12 protein-coding genes are annotated in these 18,006 nt (G+C 69.2%); 7 read left to right on the forward strand and 5 right to left on the reverse strand.

Features of this window, described 5'->3' with window-relative positions; translation table 11 throughout:
• Nucleotides 1-31 precede the first annotated feature (31 nt).
• The 4 genes from ABMA10_RS08320 to ABMA10_RS08335 all read left to right on the forward strand — a co-directional run bounded on the left by ABMA10_RS08320 (nucleotide 32) and on the right by ABMA10_RS08335 (nucleotide 4,364).
• Nucleotides 32-1,333 (forward strand): class I SAM-dependent RNA methyltransferase, encoded by a 1,302-nt coding sequence (locus ABMA10_RS08320; protein WP_347870292.1) that lies wholly within the window; start codon nucleotides 32-34, stop codon nucleotides 1,331-1,333.
• Between the two features lie 79 nt (nucleotides 1,334-1,412).
• Complete coding sequence (locus ABMA10_RS08325) at nucleotides 1,413-2,069, forward strand: response regulator transcription factor (protein ID WP_347870293.1); 657 nt, start codon at nucleotides 1,413-1,415, stop codon at nucleotides 2,067-2,069.
• Nucleotides 2,059-3,309 carry a sensor histidine kinase gene (locus ABMA10_RS08330; RefSeq protein ID WP_347870294.1) on the forward strand — a complete coding sequence of 417 codons (1,251 nt, stop codon included), beginning with the start codon at nucleotides 2,059-2,061 and terminating at the stop codon, nucleotides 3,307-3,309. Before ABMA10_RS08325 ends, ABMA10_RS08330 begins: the two co-directional genes overlap by 11 nt.
• Entirely contained in the window at nucleotides 3,306-4,364 is a 1,059-nt protein-coding gene (locus tag ABMA10_RS08335; RefSeq protein ID WP_347870295.1) for a hypothetical protein, read from the forward strand. The genes ABMA10_RS08330 and ABMA10_RS08335 overlap by 4 nt, the downstream gene beginning before the upstream one ends.
• A gap of 432 nt (nucleotides 4,365-4,796) precedes the next feature.
• On the opposite strand, the gene ABMA10_RS08340 is transcribed toward ABMA10_RS08335, so the two are convergent.
• Nucleotides 4,797-5,048, reverse strand: a complete 252-nt coding sequence (locus ABMA10_RS08340) for an acyl-CoA carboxylase subunit epsilon (RefSeq protein WP_347870296.1) — start codon at nucleotides 5,046-5,048, stop codon at nucleotides 4,797-4,799.
• A complete protein-coding gene (locus tag ABMA10_RS08345) occupies nucleotides 5,045-6,646 on the reverse strand; it encodes an acyl-CoA carboxylase subunit beta (protein ID WP_347870297.1) in 1,602 nt (533 codons plus the stop codon). Before ABMA10_RS08345 ends, ABMA10_RS08340 begins: the two co-directional genes overlap by 4 nt.
• A gap of 139 nt (nucleotides 6,647-6,785) precedes the next feature.
• Between ABMA10_RS08345 and ABMA10_RS08350 the strand changes: the two genes are divergently transcribed.
• The gene (locus ABMA10_RS08350; protein ID WP_347870298.1) at nucleotides 6,786-7,580 is read left to right on the forward strand and encodes a biotin--[acetyl-CoA-carboxylase] ligase; all 795 of its coding nucleotides are present in this window, start codon (nucleotides 6,786-6,788) and stop codon (nucleotides 7,578-7,580) included.
• On the opposite strand, the gene ABMA10_RS08355 is transcribed toward ABMA10_RS08350, so the two are convergent.
• Nucleotides 7,564-8,382, reverse strand: a complete 819-nt coding sequence (locus ABMA10_RS08355) for an EI24 domain-containing protein (protein ID WP_431031413.1) — start codon at nucleotides 8,380-8,382, stop codon at nucleotides 7,564-7,566. The genes ABMA10_RS08350 and ABMA10_RS08355 overlap by 17 nt on opposite strands.
• 90 nt (nucleotides 8,383-8,472) lie before the next feature.
• Here ABMA10_RS08355 and ABMA10_RS08360 point away from each other — a divergent pair, with 90 nt between their 5' ends.
• Complete coding sequence (locus tag ABMA10_RS08360; RefSeq protein WP_347870300.1) at nucleotides 8,473-9,018, forward strand: PH domain-containing protein; 546 nt, start codon at nucleotides 8,473-8,475, stop codon at nucleotides 9,016-9,018.
• A 156-nt stretch (nucleotides 9,019-9,174) separates the two neighbouring features.
• Nucleotides 9,175-10,320, forward strand: coding sequence for a 5-(carboxyamino)imidazole ribonucleotide synthase (locus ABMA10_RS08365; RefSeq protein WP_431031414.1), 1,146 nt, complete (start codon nucleotides 9,175-9,177; stop codon nucleotides 10,318-10,320).
• 112 nt (nucleotides 10,321-10,432) lie between these two features.
• Here ABMA10_RS08365 and ABMA10_RS08370 read toward each other — a convergent pair whose 3' ends face one another.
• A complete protein-coding gene (locus ABMA10_RS08370) occupies nucleotides 10,433-12,259 on the reverse strand; it encodes a sulfite reductase subunit alpha (protein WP_347870302.1) in 1,827 nt (608 codons plus the stop codon).
• 23 nt (nucleotides 12,260-12,282) lie between these two features.
• The gene (locus tag ABMA10_RS08375) at nucleotides 12,283-17,880 is read right to left on the reverse strand and encodes a glutamate synthase-related protein (protein WP_431031415.1); all 5,598 of its coding nucleotides are present in this window, start codon (nucleotides 17,878-17,880) and stop codon (nucleotides 12,283-12,285) included.
• Nucleotides 17,881-18,006 lie beyond the last annotated feature (126 nt).

An 18,006-nucleotide genomic window follows, 5' to 3' on the forward strand; every position in this document is an offset into this window, starting at 1 on the left:
CCGGCCGTCGCCCGTGTGACATGCTCGACGCATGAGCACGACGACTGCACGCACCGTGGAACTGGACATCACCAACGTAGCCCACGGAGGTGTCTTCGTCGCCAGACTCGATGGTCGGGTCGTGTTCGTCCCGGACACGCTTCCGGGTGAACGGGTCCGAGCACGCATCGTCGACGAGAACGAGAAGCGTTTCTGGCGCGCCGACGCCCTCGAAGTCCTCACGCCCTCAGAGCACCGTCAGCCGCACATCTGGGCCGAGGCCGGGATCGACCGTGTCCCGGAGGAACGCGCAGGTGGCGCCGAGTTCGGCCATATCACCCTGGCGCACCAGCGCGCGCTGAAGCACCAGGTGCTCGCAGAGGGGCTGGAGCGTTTCGCCGGGATCACCCCCGATTTCACCGTCTCGCCGGTCGAGGGCGAGACCGCGGACGGCACGCGCTGGCGGACGAGGGTGTCGCTCCACATCGATCAGCACGGCAACGTCGGCCCCTACGCCGCGCGCTCGCACAACGTGGTCCCCGTGACCGACCTGCCGCTCGCGACCGAGGCGGTGGCAGCCGCCTCCCAGCTGAGTGAGCTCCCGTACGGAGCGACGACGATCGACATCGTGCAGCCGTCCTCGGGCGGTGTCCGGGTCATCGCCCGTACCGAGGAGGCCGGTGGCGGCGATCGGCGTCGCGGTGGCGGCCGGCGTCGTGGCGGGCCGAAGCCCGTGCGGCCAGCGGCCGACCCGATCCGCGAGCTCGTCGGCTCGCGTGAGTTCATCGTCGACGCGAACGGCTTCTGGCAGGTGCACCGCCAGGCGGCCGTCACGCTGCAGCAGGCCGTCAGGCGGGCGATCGACGACGCCCTGTTCGACCCGCGCGCCGCGAACCTCGATCTCTACGGCGGCGTCGGGCTGCTCGCCGCCGGGATCGGCGACCAGTTCGGTCCGTCCACGCGGATCACGACCGTCGAGAGCGACGAGCGCGCCACCGAGTACGCCGGGGAGAACCTGGCGGAGTGGGTCGGTGCCCAGGCGGTAACCGCCAAGGTCGACGCCTTCCTGCGTGCGGAGATCGCATCGGGCAGTCGTATCGAGCGCTCGCGGTATGCGAACGCGACCGTCGTCCTCGACCCGCCGCGCTCCGGTGCCGGTGCAGAGGTCGTCGCGATGCTCGGTGAGCTTCGCCCGGCGTCCATCGTCTATGTCGCCTGCGATCCCATCGCGCTGTCCCGCGACGTCGCGCTGCTCGCGGAGCAGGGGTACGAGCTGGGCGACCTGGCCGCATACGACCTCTTCCCGAACACCCACCACGTCGAGGCGGTCGCGAGCTTCGTGCGCTCCGCCTGAGGGCACGCGCCGTCGTCTGGCGGCGACTCGCTACGCAAGCGTCGCGCTCGGGAGCGCCCGCTATCGCTACGATGGTGCCGTGGTGACCGTCGCAATCATTGATGACCACGAGTCCGTGCGGCTCGGGATCGAAGCGGTGTGTGCGCACGCCGGGTATCAGGTCGTGGCCAGCGCCCCGACCGCTGTCGAATGCATCGCCGCGTTGAACGGAGTGGTGCCCGACGTCGTCGTGCTGGACCTCTCCCTCTCCGACGGCAGCACGCCGACCTCGAACATCCACGCGGTGCAGGCGGTGGGCGCCCACGTGCTGATCCACTCCATCGCGGACCGGGTGGCGCTGGTGCGCGAGGCGCTCGCTGCCGGGGCGTCCGGGGTGATCCCCAAGTCCTCGCCGACCGACACCGTCATCGCGGCCATCGCGACGGTGGCCCGCGGCGACGCGCTCAACAACATCGAGTGGGCGAGCGCGATCGACGCCGACAGCGACTTCGCGAGGGCACAGTTGGGTCGCCGTGAGCGCGACGTGCTGCACCTGTACGCCTCCGGGCTGCCGCTGAAGACCGTCGCCATGCAGCTCGGCATCGCGTACTCCACGGCTCGCGAGCACATCGACCGCATCCGCGTGAAGTACGTCGAGGTGGGCCGTCCCGCACCGACGAAGGTGGACCTCCTGCGTCGCGCGGTCGAGGACGGGATCCTTCCCGGCCTCGATCAAGGCGGGAAGGATGTCTCCTAGCTTCCGGGCTCCGACCAGGCATCCCGCCATCCGTGAGAACGTGAAGGATGCCCAGGTTCAGCGCCGGATGCTGAACACCGCGAACTTCGAACGTCTCCTCGGGCGCTCGGTCGCGATCATCGGTCTCGTCTTCGGACTGCAGACGGCGTTCACGACGCTCGGCCAGGGCATCCAGATCGACGGCTGGTTCGGTCTCGTGTACGTCGGTGTCGTCTTCGGGACGATGTTCGCCGCGATCTTCTGCTGCTTCTTCCTCTGGCACCATCGACTGGCGTCCGGTATCTTCGCGGCGGTGTTCTTCGTCGCACTCCTGACCTGGCCGGCGGTGAACGCTCCCGCTCCTGCCGACATCAACCAGGAGCCCTGGATCTGGTATCTGTGCACGATCGCGGTCGCCTTCGCCTGTGTGCCGTTGCAGCTCCGTGGCGCGATCCTGTACCTCCTGGTCACCTCGCTCATGTACGGTGTGAACCGCGTCATCGATGCCGACTTCGTCCGGGAGTCGTTCGAGATCGGCGCGCTCGACGCCTCGTACGCGACCATCATCGGCGGCCTGATCGTCGTGCTCGTCGGACTGTTCCGGGTGCTCGCCGGTCGTGTCGATGCCGCCAGGGCTGCTGCCCTCGCGACGTATGACGCCGCCGTGAAGCAGCACGCGACGGAGGTGGAACGGGTCGAGGTCGACTCGATCGTCCACGACAGCGTGCTCGCGTCCCTCCTCGCCGCGGATCGCGCCCTCACGCCGAAGTCCGAGGCACTCGCGGTGATGATGGCCCGGGTCGCGATCGAGCAGCTCGAAGGCGTCGGTGCGCCGATGACCAACGAGGACGAGGTCACCGGCCTCGCTGAACTGATCGAGCGTCTGCGTGTCGCCGCCGCGATGATCGGTGAGCCGTTCGCCGTCACCGTCGAGGGCGCCTCAGGGCGTGTCATGCCCGTCAACGTGGCGAATGCGATCTACTGGGCGACGGTCCAAGCGATGGTGAACAGCGTGGAACACGCCGGGATCGATGCTGCGCGCGAGCTGTCGATCGAAGGCACCGTGTCGGGCGGTGTCTGCATCATCGTCAGTGATGACGGTATCGGCTTCGATCCATCGCAGGTGGCCGAGGAGCGTCTGGGCCTCAAGGTCTCGATCATCGAGCGGATCGCCGGCGTGGGAGGCCGTACGACGGTGGTCGCGCGCCCCGGCGAGGGCGCGGTCATCCGGATCGACTGGTCTCCGGAGGTGGGTTCGTGACCCCGGCCCCGCGGTATGCGCTCGTCATCCTCGCCGCGCTGTTCTCCGCGTACCACCTGCTCAGGGCTGCGCTGACGCTCGACGTGCCGCGTGAGGTCTTGCCGGTGATCATCGCCATGGCCGTCTACGCCACGGCGAGTGTGTTGAGTCTCTGGCCGAGCGGCAGCACCCGGATGCCGCCGTGGCTCGCGAGCCTCAACCTCGCCACCGCGATCATCGTCCCGCTGCTCGTGACGAGCCAGCTCGACCCGTCGAGGAACAACGGGTACGCCACCTGGCACGTCGCCTCCGTGGGCACGCTCATGACGATCACGGTGGTCCGGCAGCGGGAGCTCGTCGCGTACATCGGCATCATCTTCCTGACCGTCCAGTCGATCGTCTGGGCGGGCCCCGGACTCGCGCTCGGCATGGGAGTCACGGGCAGCCTCATCTGGGTCGTGCTCGCGAGTGTCCTGACGAGATCGATTGCCGGCGCCCAGCACGACGCGGAGCGGCTCACGCAGGCCGAGCACGCGACCTCCGACTGGCAGGCTGCGCAGTATGCGCACGTCCATGAACGGCGTCGACGGCTCAGCCAGACCGGTCGTCTCGCGACACCCATGCTGCGGTCGATCATCGCGAACGAGGGCAGGCTGTCGGTCGCGGACCGCACGGAGTGCCGCACGCTCGAGGCGAGTCTCCGTGACGAGATCCGCGGCCGACACCTGCTGAGCGATGCGGTCCGCGAGGAGGTGCTTGCGGCCAGGCGGCGCGGTGCGATCGTGAACATGCTCGACGAAGGTGGGCTCGACGAACTCGATCCAGCGGTGCTCGCTGCCATCCATGAGCAGATCGCGGTGACGCTCTCGGCATCGAAGGCCACTCGTCTGATCGTGCGGAGCGTTCCCGACGACGAGCGCATCGCAGCCACGGTCGTCGGACTTCGGAAGGTCCACCGTGAGCCGGGCGTGGTCGCGGACCCCGAGGACGACGAGGAGCTCGACGTCTGGCTCGAGATCCCGCGGGACGGCTCACCGGCAGATGGCGCCCCGGTGCTCGCCTCTCACGACGACTGAGCATCCTCCCGACCCGACCGAGAACGGATGCGGCGTGCCACGACTCGACCGCACCGGTGGCCGACCATTCGTTGACGCGACCCTGAGACGGCCGAGGGCGGCGAGATGCCGTCGATGCCAGGACATCGGGCATGAACGGGAAAGGAGGGCCAGCACCCGATGCTGGCCCTCCATGGCGTTCGTGGGTCAGAGCGATAACCCGAATACCGCTCTGACCCGCCCCCGAACTTCTGCCCGCTTACCCTAGATGGAGCAGAAGCTGGTGAAGCGGTCTCAATGAGACTCAACTCTCAAGATGATCTTCCCCCATAAGGGGTACCCCCGACAGTCGGCACTATGGAGGACACGATTGGGGGACACCGGGGAGATCGAGGGGGGGGCAACACGCGTCGATCACGGCTCCGGAGCCTGAACCGGCGGTGCCGTCCGGAATCAGCCGGTGAAGCCTCGCCAGTGGCCAGGGCCAGCGGTGATGCCGGTGCGGAGATTCCGCCTCGTGCGATCCCAGGTGGAACGTACGAGCGGCGCCGGCGCTGTCTCGGAGTCGCGTGCCGCCTGCTCCGTGATCGCCACGCTGAGCACAGCCGTCAAAGCGGCGATCTCCTCGTCCGTCGGGTTGCCCCGCACGATCCGCAGATCGATCGCCGAGGGCTCGGCGACGGGCTCCTGGTCGGATGGACTCACAGCGGGATGTTCCCGTGCTTCTTGGCCGGCAGGCTCGCTCGCTTGGTACGCAGCGCCCGAAGGGCCTTGATGACCGAGACCCGCGTCGCGGCAGGTTCGATGACGCCGTCGAGTTCGCCGCGCTCGGCCGCCAGGAACGGACTCGCCACGTTGTAGGTGTACTCGTTCGCAAGGCGCGTCCGGACGGCTGCGACATCCTCGCCGGCCTCCTCCGCACGCTTGATCTCGCCGCGGTAGAGGATGTTCACCGCGCCCTGACCGCCCATGACCGCGATCTCGGCCGTCGGCCAGGCGAGGTTGATGTCGGCCCCGAGCTGCTTCGACCCCATGACGATGTACGCGCCGCCGTAGGCCTTGCGCAGGATGACGGTGACGAGGGGCACGGTTGCTTCGGCGTATGCGTACAGGAGCTTCGCGCCGCGGCGGATGACGCCGGTCCATTCCTGGTCGGTGCCCGGCAGGTAGCCGGGAACGTCGACGAGGGTGAGGATCGGGATGCTGAACGCATCACAGAACCGCACGAAGCGGCTGGCCTTCTCGCCTGCCTCGATGTTGAGCGTTCCGGCCATCTGCGAGGGCTGGTTCGCGATGACACCGACGGAGCGGCCCTCGACCCGAGCGAAGCCGATGACGATGTTGGGGGCGAAGAGCGGCTGCACCTCGAGGAAGTCGGCGTCGTCGACGACGTGCTCGATGACGGTCTTCACGTCGTACGGCTGGTTCGGGGAGTCGGGGATGAGGGTGTTGAGACGGCGGTCCTCGTCCGTCGTCTCGAGCTCCACCTCGGTGGGGAAGACGGTGGGCTCCGACAGGTTGTTGTCCGGCAGGAAGCCGACGAGCGTCCGCGCGTAGTCGAGGGCGTCCGGCTCGTCGCTCGCGAGGTAGTGCGCGACACCGGAGCGGGTGTTGTGCGTGTAGCCGCCGCCGAGCTCCTCCATGCCGACGTCCTCGCCGGTGACGGTCTTGATGACGTCGGGGCCGGTAACGAACATCTGGCTGGTCTTGTCGACCATGATGACGAAGTCGGTGAGGGCGGGGGAGTACACGGCGCCACCGGCGGCGGGGCCCATGATGATGGAGATCTGCGGGATGACACCCGAGGCCTGCGTGTTGCGACGGAAGATCTCGCCGTACTTGCCGAGGGCGACGACGCCCTCCTGGATTCGGGCACCACCCGAGTCGAGCATGCCGATGATGGGGACGCCGGTCTTCAGCGCCAGGTCCATGATCTTGATGATCTTGTCGCCGGCGACCTCTCCGAGCGAGCCACCGAAGATCGTGAAGTCCTGCGAGTACACGGCGACCTGGCGACCGTGGATGGTGCCGGTGCCGGTGACGACCGCGTCGCCGTAGGGGCGCGAGCGGTCCATGCCGAACGCCGTGGTGCGGTGGCGCACGAATTCGTCCAGCTCGACGAAGCTGCCGTGGTCGAGGAGCTGTTCGATGCGCTCGCGGGCGGTCAGCTTGCCCTTCTTGTGCTGCTTCTCGATGGCTGCTTCACCACTCGCGGTCACGGCTTCGTGGTAGCGGTGCTTGAGGTCGGCGAGCTTCCCGGCCGTCGTGTACAGGTCAGGGCCGGAGGCGGTTTCGTCGGTCACACTTTCACCTTACCCGGTGGCCCCCCGGCAGGCCCGTTGACGATCGCGCACAAGTGAGTCCCTGATCTCTTGTGCGCACTGTCCAAGTGTCCGCTGGCCCGTGCCGTGTCCTGCTGCGCGGCCTCAGTAGGGTTGCAGCATGGATCTGCCCGTCACCGCCTCCCTCGTCCCGCGCCTCGAGATCCTCGCGCATGCGGGGAGCACCAACGATGAACTCGCTCGGCGGGCGCGCGACGACGCCGACGGCACGCTGTGGCCGGACCGTTCGGTCCTCGTCACGGACGATCAGCGCAACGGCCGCGGTCGGCTCGGCCGAGTGTGGACGACCCCGCCGGGCGCTTCGCTCGCCGTGTCCGTCCTGCTGCGCCCCATCACCGCGGCTGGGAAGCCCCTCGACCTGGCCGCCTACGGCTGGCTTCCGTTGCTTGCGGGCGCGGCGCTCGCCGGCGCGTTGCGTGGCCTCGGGGTGCAGGCCGGGGTCAAGTGGCCGAACGACGTGCTCATCGGCGGACGCAAGGTCTCCGGCATCCTGTCGGAGCTGCTTCCGAGCGCAGACGGGGCGATCGTCGGCACCGGCATCAACCTGCGCCAGCGCGCTGAGGAGCTCCCGACGGACTGGTCGACCTCGCTCGCGCTCGCAGGCCTCGAGGCTCCGGACGCCGACGTCGTGCTCGCGGAGTACCTGCGCGAGTTCACGGCTCTGTACGACGCCTATCTCGCAGCCGACGGCGACGCTGAGGCGAGCGGGCTCCGCGCAGCGGTCACCGAGGCGTGTGTGACCCTCGGGCGTTCGGTGCGGGTCGAACTGCCCGGCGGCGCGCACCTCACGGGGACTGCGGAGGGCATCGACGCGGATGGCAGACTCGTGATCAGACCGTTGACGGATGGCGATTCCGTCGCTGTCGCCGCGGGTGACGTCACGCACGTGCGCTGAGCTGGCCCGCCGCCTCTTCCGTGAGGGCCCGTCGGGCGAGCACCGTGGCGCCGGAGACCGCAGCGGGCATGACGAGGACCGACAGCGCCGGCAAGAGGAAGAGGACGGCGACGGTCATCCCGAACCCGAGGGTCCTGGACCGTCGGCGACCGAGCAGCCGACGCCGGTCGCGGAGCGACACCCCGCGGGCGTCGAACGCGTACCCCGTCAGTTCGAGCGCGAGGAACCACCCGCCGACCGCGAGGCCGAGGACCGGCACCACCGTCTGGCCGACGACCGGCACGAATCCCAGGACGAACAGGGCTGCTCCGGTCGGCACGGTCAGGAGGAGTAGCCCGACGGCACGGCCGAGGCCCGTCAGGAGGCCCCGCCAGGCCGACTCGCCGGACTCCGCCGGTGCCTCGCCGAGGCCGCGTTCGACGTCGGCCCAGATGCGTTCGTAGAAGGGGTCTCCGACGAGCAGGGTGACCGCCGCGTAGGCGTACAGCACCACCACGACCGCCACCGCGATCAGGGCGACGGCAGCGGCGATCCGGATCGAGGAGCGGTACGGCTCGTCCCACGTCTCGGCGAACGGCGTCGCCCAATCCGTGATCGTGACGGCGTTCACCGCGAGCACGACGATCAACGCGATGAAGACCACACCCACGATCGCCGCCGGGATCATGCCGAGTACCATGCGCTTGGGCGAGGTGCCCCAGAGTCGGAAGCCGCCGAAGAAGATGCCCACCCCCTCCACGAAGGAGGACACGACGCCCGGACGTGCCGTGTTCGCCGTGGTGCCGTCCTCCGCCGCTGTCACGCCTTCATGGTAGTCGGCGGGACGGACTGGATTGCCGTCGGCCGGGGTGGCAGTGCGCAGGGGGTTGCTGCGCCTGCTATGAATGGGAGCATGGCTGATCCCGGTATGACGGGGCCGGGCAGGCCGGCTCCTCCCGCGGCGGCGACCGAACGTGTGGTCGCACGCCTGCGTCCGCATGCCCGGCGGCTCCTGCTCCCAGCGCTCCTGCTCATCGCGGTGAGCGGTACCGGTGCGTTCTTCTACGGCTCGTTCGAGCTCGAATGGCAGAACTGGGCGGTGCTCATCGGCGGCGGTCTGATCGTCCTGCTCGCCTGCGTGCTCCCGTTCATCGCGTGGCTGTCCGTCCGATACGTCATCACCACGCGTCGACTCATCGTCCGCCGAGGGTTCTTCGTCCGTACCCGTCAGGAGTTGTATCACGCACGTGGGTACGGGATCACGGTGCACAAGAGCTGGGTGCAAAGCGCCTTCGGCAGCGGCAACGTGCGGGTCACGTCCGGGGGAGAGGTACCCGTCGTCCTGCGTGACGTCCCGGGCGCCGTACTGGTGCAGAACGCTCTCCACGAGCTCGTCGCCGAGAACCAGAGCATCGCGGCGCCCTATCCGGCGCCGCAGCAGGTCCCGTACGCGGGCTGAGCCCCGACGGCTCAGGACCACTCGACGGCGGCTTGGCAGGCCGGGGTCGACGGTACGATGATGAGTCGGGACACCCGTCGATCCGCTCGCGGAACCGGGTCCCGCCTGCCGCTACGAGAACCCGCCGGCCCGCTGCCGGAGAGCTGGAGTGAACCCATGAGCATTCGCGTCGGAGTGATCGGTGGAGGTCAGCTCGCCAGGATGATGGTGCCGGCCGCGGTGAACCTGGGGCTCGACATCCGGGTCCTCGCCGAGCAGGAGGGCATGTCCGCGAAGCTCGCGACAGTGCAGGTCGGCGACTATCGCGACGCCGACACGGTCCTCGCATTCGCGAAGACCGTCGACGTCATCACCTTCGACCACGAGCACGTGCCGCAGAACGTCCTCCGGTCGCTCGTCGACGCGGGCGTGCAGGTCCACCCCGGCCCGGATGCCCTCGCGATCGCTCAGGACAAGCTCCTCATGCGCGAACGCCTCACCGAACTCGGCCTGCCGGTGCCCGACTGGGCCCGCATCCACGACCGCGACGAGCTTGCCGCGTTCCTCCAGGAGCACGGCGGCGCTGCCGTCGTGAAGACCCCCCGCGGCGGGTACGACGGCAAGGGTGTCCGTGTGGTGCGCGGGCCGAACGAGGTCGACGACTGGTTCACGGCGCTCGCCGAGGACGGCAACGGCGGGGCGCTGCTCGTCGAGGAGCTCGTCTCCTTCCGACGCGAACTCGCCCAGCTCGTCGCTCGTCGTCCCTCCGGCGAGGTCCTGCCGTGGCGCGTCGTGGAGACCGTGCAGCTCGGTGGCGTGTGCAGCGAGGTCATCGCGCCGGCTCCGCAGTCGGCCGGTCGCCTCGCGGACGTGGCTGAAGAGATCGCCGTGACCGTGGCGACCGCGCTCGGTGTCACCGGCGTGCTCGCGGTCGAACTGTTCGAGACCGATGACGACCGCCTGCTCATCAACGAGCTCGCGATGCGTCCGCACAACAGCGGGCACTGGACCCAGGACGGCAGCGTCACGAGCCAGTTCGAGCAGCACCTGCGCGCCGTGCTGGATCTGCCACTCGGCTCGACCGGCTGCCACCGCGACTGGACCGTCATGGTGAACGTGCTCGGTGGACCGGTCGAGGGCTCGCTCGACGACCGGTACCCGAGTGTCCTCGCCGCCCACCCCACGGCGAAGGTCCACAACTACGGCAAGGACCCGCGTCCTGGGCGCAAGGTCGGGCACGTCAACGTTGCGGGCGACGATCTCGACGAGAGCGTCTACGAGGCGCGGGCGGCAGCGGCACTCCTCGGCGCCGAGAACGCGTAGCGGCACCTCGTCAGGCTCGGTGACCGGGTTCGGCTCGGCGGCCGGGTTCGGCTCGGTGACCGGGTTCGGGGCGGGTTCGCGCCGGTGGGCACCGGAGCGCCCGCGCCCGGACTCAATACACGTCCCGGATGTACCGCTTCTCGCGTTTCAGCGCATGCACGTATTCGGCCGCTGCCTCCAGGGAACGCCCGCCGTGCTCCGCGATGAGTTCGTGCAGGGCGTGGTCGACGTCCTTCGCCATCCGCGATGCGTCACCGCAGACAGCGAAGTGGCCGCCCTCCTCGAGCCAGGCGTAGAGCTCCTTGCCGTTCTCGCGCATACGCGTCTGGACGTAGACCTTCTCCCGTTGGTCGCGGGAGAACGCGAGGTCCAGGCGGTCGAGCACACCGCCGGTGAGGAATTCGCCGAGCTCGTCCTCGTAGATGAAGTCGTGGGCCCGGTGCTGGTCCCCGAAGAACAGCCAGTTCCGGCCCGAGGCCCCGCGGGCGCGTCGTTCCTGCAGGAACGAGCGGAACGGAGCGATCCCGGTGCCCGGGCCGACCATGATGAGTGGGGCGTCGTCGTCGGCCGGCACTCGGAACCCGGAGTTCGCGGAGACGAAGACGCCGCTCCTCCCACCCTCGACGACACGGTCGGCGAGGTGGGTGGACGCGACGCCGCCGTGGGAACGCTCGCCGACGGCGTAGCGGACGCTCGCGATCGTGAGGTGCACGCGGCCGTCCGACGCGAGGGGGCTCGACGAGATCGAATAGGCACGGTGCTGCAACGGCCTGAGGTTGTCGAGGAGCTCGGTCGCGCCGAAGCGGACCGACGACGCGCGGAGGAGGTCGAGGACGTCGCGGTCGCGCAGCCACGAGTCGAGCGTCTCGGCCTGACCGAGCGCGAGGACACCCGCCAATTCCGACCCGGGAGCGCGCTCGGCCAGTTCCGCGACCAGCTCACGCGATGGTGTGCGGATCTCGAAGCCGTGCGTGAGACGCTCCAGCAGCGTCGAGTCCTCGACGGGTTCGTCCGTGCTCGCGTCGAGCTCGGCGATGATCGCGTCGACGAGTCGCGGGTCGTTCGTCGGCATGACACCGAGCGCGTCCCCGGCGGCGTACTCGATGCCGCTGTCGCCCAGGTCGAACTCGTAGTGCCGGATCTCCTTCGAGGACGCAGGCCCGGACAGGACACGGTTCACGGCGAGTGTCGCGCCGTAGGGCGTCTTGCGCGTCCACGGCGAGCGCGTTCTGGCGGGCTTCTTGATCGGCGCGGCGACAGGGGCCGGCGCCTCGCCGTCCGCGGGCGCGAGCGCGCCGAAGATCGTCAGGGCTTCGGTGGTCCAGGCCGCCGCGTGCTCCTCGTAGTCCACGTCGCAGTCGACACGGGCGAGAACGCGTTCCGCACCCAGCTGCTCCAGACGGGTGTCGATGAGCTTGCCGGCCTGGCAGAACCCGTCGTAGCTCGAATCACCGAGCGCGAGGACCGAGAACTTCAGGCCGTCGAGACGCGGGGCGGTGCTCGCCTGCAGAGCCTCCCAGAACAGTTCGGCGTTGTCGGGCATCTCGCCCTCCCCATAGGTCGAGGTGATGACGACGAGATGGCCGAGCGTCGTGAGCTTCTCGATCTCGATGTCGTCGAGCCCTGATGCTGTCGCCGACACCCCGAAGCCCGACGCGGCTCGCGCGAGGTCGTCCGCGATGATCTCGGCGGTGCCCGTCTGCGTGCCGATCAGGACGTGCAGCGCCAGCTGAGGCGTGCCCGGACCCGGGTCGGAGGTGTCGACGGCGCTCGACCGGATGCCGGCGAGGAAGCCGGCGAGCCACACCCGCTGCTCCGCGCTGAACGGCGCGTCGGCCGGGATGAACGGGTCGTCGGCGTTGTTGGCGCCGAGCGCGGCGAGCGCCTCGAACACGACCGGGGTCGTCTCCATCGTCGCTGCGTCCCGCGATGCGCTCATCGTTCCCTCCATGATCGGCGCGCTCATCGGCGGCCGGCCGCCGTCAGCTCGGCGAGTGCCGCCGAGGCGAAGAGTTCTTCGGTGCCGCCCGTGAGAGCGGATCGGGCCCGGTTCTTCGCGTGCTGGTGCATGATCCATCCGGTGGTGCCAGGGTGGTCGATCGAGCGGACGTTCCGCAGGCGCAGCGCTTCCGTGTAGTCGTGGAGGCGCTTGGCCGCGATCATGGCCGCGAGCTCGAGGTCGTCGTAGCGTTCGAGCAGCTCACGGGCCGCGCGCTGCACGCGCTGCGAGACGCCGAAGTCCTCGGTGAGGATCAACGTGCGCACCGTCGCCTGGACACTCGGGTGCGCCGGGTCGTCGACGCCTGGCGTGCGCGAGAGGGCGACCTCCTGTGCCAGCTTCAGCACGGCGTAGCTCGTGAGGAGTGCGTAGACGTCCTGTGGGTCGGCCTCGGGCTCGCCGAAGCGCTCACCGAGTCCCGGTGCGCGTCCGCCGCGGACCGGTCGACGGTCGCGGTAGTCGAGCTTGAAGGACCGCAGCTGCTGGGTGGCGAGAGCGGCGCCGAGCTCGTCGAGGAGTTCCTTGCGGGTCTTGGCCGCGAGGATCGCGTCGCTGTCCTGGTAGAGCAGCAGGGCACGCGGCATGCCGAACACGACATGGTGGCGGGTGGTCTCCCAGTCGGCCAGCAACTGGGTCGCGAGCGGAGAGCCCGTCGCCTCGACATGCCACTCGAGCATGAGGAGCACCGCGGCCTCATGGAACGCCGCCTGTTCACCCTCCGTGATCGATCCGAGGAGCAGCGAGTCGGCGCTCACCTTGTCGGGCAGTTCGCCCCGGGGGTCGTACTGGTACACGAAGCCGCCGCTCATGCCGTTGCCGAAGCCGATGCCGAATCCGCCCAGGTTCAGGACAGCGCCGTTCGTCATGTATTCGCAGGCGTAGTCGCCCACGCCCTCGACGACCGCCGTCGCGCCCGAGTTCCTCACGGCGAACCGGTCGCCGGCCTCGCCCTGGACGAAGGTGCGTCCGCCGGTTGCGCCGAAGAGTGCGAAGTTGCCCACGAGCACATTGCCGCCGGGCTCGGTGCTGCCGCCGCCGGGGGAGAGGACTGCGATGCTGCCGCCCGATGCGCTCTTGCCGACGCCGTCGTTGCAGGTGCCGGTGTGCCGCCAGTGCAGGCCGTCGATGCAGAACGCGGCATACGACTGCCCGGCGGAGTGCTCCGTCCGGATCGTCACCGAGTCGGCCGCGAGTGTACGGTGCCCGCGGTCGTCGGTGACGATCGACGGGATCGCTGCGGCCGCTTCGTCGTCGAGCTCGTGGTTGAGGTGCCGCTCGAGGTCGATGGCGAGCTGACCACCGACACTCCGCCAGCGGTTGCCGAGACGGATGCCGGCCTCGTCGTGCTCGGATCCGAGGTCGATGCTCGTCCGGCCGTCTTCGAAGAGTCCGGCGCGGACGCGTTCGATGAGCGCGTCGTCGAGCGTGAAGTCCTTCTCCATGTAGACGGGATCGGTGACGATCACCTCGGGGACCACGGCGAGCATGGCGCGCAGGTCGAGGTCCGCCACGGCCGCCGGGTGGTCGACGAGGTGCAGCAGATCGGTCCGGCCCCGAGCCTCCCGGAGTGACCGGAGACCGAGGATCGCCAGCCGCTCACGCACGTCGTGCGCGATGTTGAGGAGGTACTGCGCGAGTGCGCGGGGGTCGCCGTCGAACGTTTCGGGGTTGGTCGTGAGACCGGCCGGGCACTTGACGTTGCAGTTCTTCGCCATAACGCACTTCAGCATCATGAGCGCCGTCGTCCCGAATTCGAAGCTGTCGCCGCCGAGCAGGGCGGAGATGACGACATCACGTCCGGTCTGGTGCGCGCCGGAGCAGCGCAGGGTGACCTTCGAGCGCAGACCGTTCGCACTGAGGGCCTGGTGGACCTCGGCGATGCCGATCTCGGCGCTGCGGCCGGCGTACTTGAGGCTCGTGACGGCAGCCGCTCCGGTCCCTCCGGTGTTCCCCGCGACGTTGATGACGTCCGCGCCCGCCTTGGCGACGCCGACCGCGATCGTGCCGATCCCCTCGGAGGACACGAGTTTGACGACGACGCGCACGCGGGCCGCCTTGCAGTCGTGGATGAGCTGCGCGAGGTCCTCGATCGAGTAGGTGTCGTGATGGGGTGGCGGCGAGATGAGTTCGATGCCCGGGGTGCCGCCTCGTGCTGCAGCGATGTCGATCGTCACCTTCGGCGCGGGCAGCTGCCCGCCCTCGCCGGGCTTCGCGCCCTGGCCGATCTTGATCTCCAGCTCCTGCAGCATGGGGTCGGCGAGGTAGCCCGCCCACACGCCGAAGCGGCCTGAGGCGAACTGCTTGATGCGCGAGCCGCGGATGGTGCCGTACCGCGACAGGTGCTCGCCGCCCTCTCCGCTGTTCGACATGCCGCCGACCATGTTCGTGCCGTGCGCGACGGCCTCGTGGGCGGTTGCGACGAGCGCGCCGTGGCTCATGGCGCCGGACGCGAGTGACCGGGTGATCTCGCTTGCGGGCTGCACGAGCTCGGTCGCGATGCTCTCCGGCGCCTCGACGAGCATCGAGAAGTAGTCGTCGGCTGCGCCGATCGCCTCGACGATGAGGTCGCCGCCAGAGATCCAATGGCCCGTGATGTCGCTGCCGAAGCGGCGCACGTAGTACTCGCCGAGCGCTGAAACACGGGTGAGGTCGCCTGCGAGTGGGCCGGTGAGGTGCAGACGGTGGCGCCCCTGCTCCGTCCTGGTCGCTGACAGGCCGCGAACGACGATCGACGAGTTGCCCACGGGACCGAGTCGGTCGAGCTCGCGGGCGAACTCCTCGGGCGTCGTGAGGCGCGTGATGTCCTCGGGCAGGACGAGGACGTCGCGGAGTGCGGCTGGACGGCGACGGCGTTCGGTCGTCATCGACTGGATGAACGAGCGGTAGCCGGGCGTGATCGTGAACGCGTCGATCTCCTCGTCGTCGAGTGCTTCGAACGAGGTGTGCTGGTAGGCCTCGTCGTCGATCCCGAACGCATCCTCCAGGTTGCCGATGGTGTGGAGGCGCAGCGGGTCGTCGCCGAGGAGCCCGCCGTCGCGGTCGATCGGGGTGGTGTCGACGCGCGGGAGGTGCATGGTCTCCTCGGTGAGGTCGACGAAGCCGCGGACGGTTGTCGTCCCGTAGGAGTGACCCGCGCCCTCGGCGCGCTCCTTGAACAGACCGAGCAGAGGCACGTCCGCTTCGCTTGCCGTCGACACGGCGCGTCGGTGCCAGGCGCTCGCCGTCCTGGCGATTCCGGCGAAGCCCACACCGCCGACGGGAGCCCGGAGGTGCGGGAACGCCCGCGCGAGTACCGGGTCGCTGGTATCGAGGTAGTTCGGCTCGAAGAACTCGCCGCCGATGTAGCTCTCGACGGTACAGAGGCCCACACGGCCCATGGTCTTCAGCAGTGCCTTCTCCGCCGCGTCGGCGAACCGCTTGCAGGCGGCATCGACGTCGTCGGGGTGCTTCTGCTGGGCACGGAGGCGCACCGCCAGCGGGTGGACGGCCGACGCGCCGAAGCCCAGAGCCGACGCGACGTGGTGCGAGGACGGCAGCTGGCCGCTGTCGACGACGAGCGAGACGCGCAGGCGCAGGCCGTCGTCGATGAGTCGCTGGTTTACGGCCGCGATGACGAGGATGAGCGGGATCGCTGCGCCATCGGCGTGGAGGCCGCGGTCACTGAGGATCGCGATGCCGCCGTTCGCTGCGGCGAACGCCGCGACCTCGGAGGCGACACGGTCGACCGCCGCTTCGAGCGCATCGGCGTTCTCCTGTTCGCCACCCGCCGGCGGGTACAGGATGTCGAACCACTGCACAGGGGAGAGTTCCTGCTGGCCGAGGCGGCGGAGTTCGCCCTCGCTGATGATGGGGGAGCGGAGCACGAGCTGCTTGGTGCCGACCGTCCCGCTTCCGGGCTTCGGGCCCAGGGCGACGCGGAGGGTCATGCCGTCCGCTTCACGGATGCTGTCGAGCGGGGGGTTCGTCACCTGGGCGAAGCGCTGCGAGAAGTACTTCGCGAGGCCGCCCTCCTGATCGGACAACGCGTTGATGGCGTTGCCGTAGCCCATGGCCGAGATCCGCTCCTTGCCCGAGGCGAGCATCGGATCGGTCATGAACTTGAAGCTCTCCTGGTTGAGCGAGTACGCGACGTACCGCTGCACCAGGTCGAGCCCGCCGTCGTAGGCGAACGGATCGGCGTCTTCCCGCGTTTCGTCGCTCTCGGTGAGCGGGCCGCCGTCCTCGAGCGCGTCGAGATCGATCGCCACCGCCGCGAGCATCGACGGGTAGTCCTTGCGTGTCGCGAGCAGTTCGAGCGCCTCATCCGTCCGCAGGCGGGTGCCGGTCCGGTGGTCGAACGCGAGCATGCCGCCGGCTTCGATCCGTCCGCGGTGGACGACGTCCTCGTCCGGGAACGGGATCTGTCCGGCCTCCGACGTCACGCACAGGTACTCCTCGGTCTCGACACTGCGCAGCGGGCGCAGGCCGAGGCGGTCGAGGCGGGCGCCGACGGTCGTGCCGTCGTTGAAGATGAGCGCGGCCGGGCCGTCGTTCTTCTCCTCGACGAGCGAGAAGTACTCGAGCATCGAGCGGACCTCGCGGCTGAGCGTGCGGTCGTTCTCCCAGGCCGGCGGCATCACGGAGACGACGGCCTCGAGGAGCTCGAGTCCGTCCTCGACGACACGACTGTGCAGCATCTGGTCCAAGCGGGAGCTGTCCGACTGACCCCTGGCGCGGATGATCTTCCGGCCTCGGGCTGCTGCGAGCGCGGTCTCGGAGAGGCGGTTCTTCCGATCGGTATTGAGCTCGCCGTTGTGCGCCATGAGGCGGAAGGGCTGCGCCATCGAGGGGTGCGGTGCGGTGTTGGTGGAGAACCGGGTGTGGAACGCGAGCGTCCGGACGCGGTGCAGCGGGTCGGCGAGGTCGGCGAAGTAGGAGATGACCTCTCCTGAGTTCAGCCGCCCCTTCAGCACCTGGGTCCGTGCGCTCAGCGACAACGGGTACAGGCCGTCGAGCGTGATGTCCGTGTAGGCCGTCGCCTCGATCGTGAGGAGCGCGGCATGGGTGCGTCGGTCGACCTCCTCGGGCGAGACGCCGTCGTCGGCCACGAACACCCACTGCCGGATGGGCAGCTGGTACTTCACTGCGGCGGGTCGCAGCACGGCATCGACCGTCGGGACCGCACGTGCGAGCAGAACGGTGAACCCGGCCTCGCCGAGCGCCCGCTCGATGAGTGCCTCCGCGTCGACGACACGACCGTGCTCGACGGGCATGAAGACGTTCGCGACGCCGAACCGGCCGGCCTCGAGCTGTCGGCCGGCGAGCGCGCTGAAGAAGTCGACGGAGAGGTCGATCTGGACGCCGGCGCCGTCACCGACGCCCTCGGAGGACATGCCGCCGCGGTGCGGGATCGCACAGAGGGCGGTGTCGCCGAGCGCGATGACGTCGTGGCTCTGTACGCCGTCCTTGCGGGTGATGAAGCCGACGCCGCAATCGCTCTTGTCCGTCTGCCGGTCGACGAGGTCGGGCAGAGCGGCTGGTGCGAGCGCACGCGGGCGCGGTTGAACAACGGGTGAGATCACGGGGTACCCCTCGGAATGCCGGGCGTCACAAGGCCCGGAGACGGTGAGATGACGGAACCTGGATCTACGTCGCTGGAGGGTCGGTCCGTGTCGACGCGGCCGCTTGGTGCGGCGACCATCGTCTGC

The sequence above is a fragment of the Plantibacter sp. RU18 genome (genome assembly GCF_050613355.1).
Classification (GTDB): Bacteria; Actinomycetota; Actinomycetes; order Actinomycetales; family Microbacteriaceae; genus Plantibacter.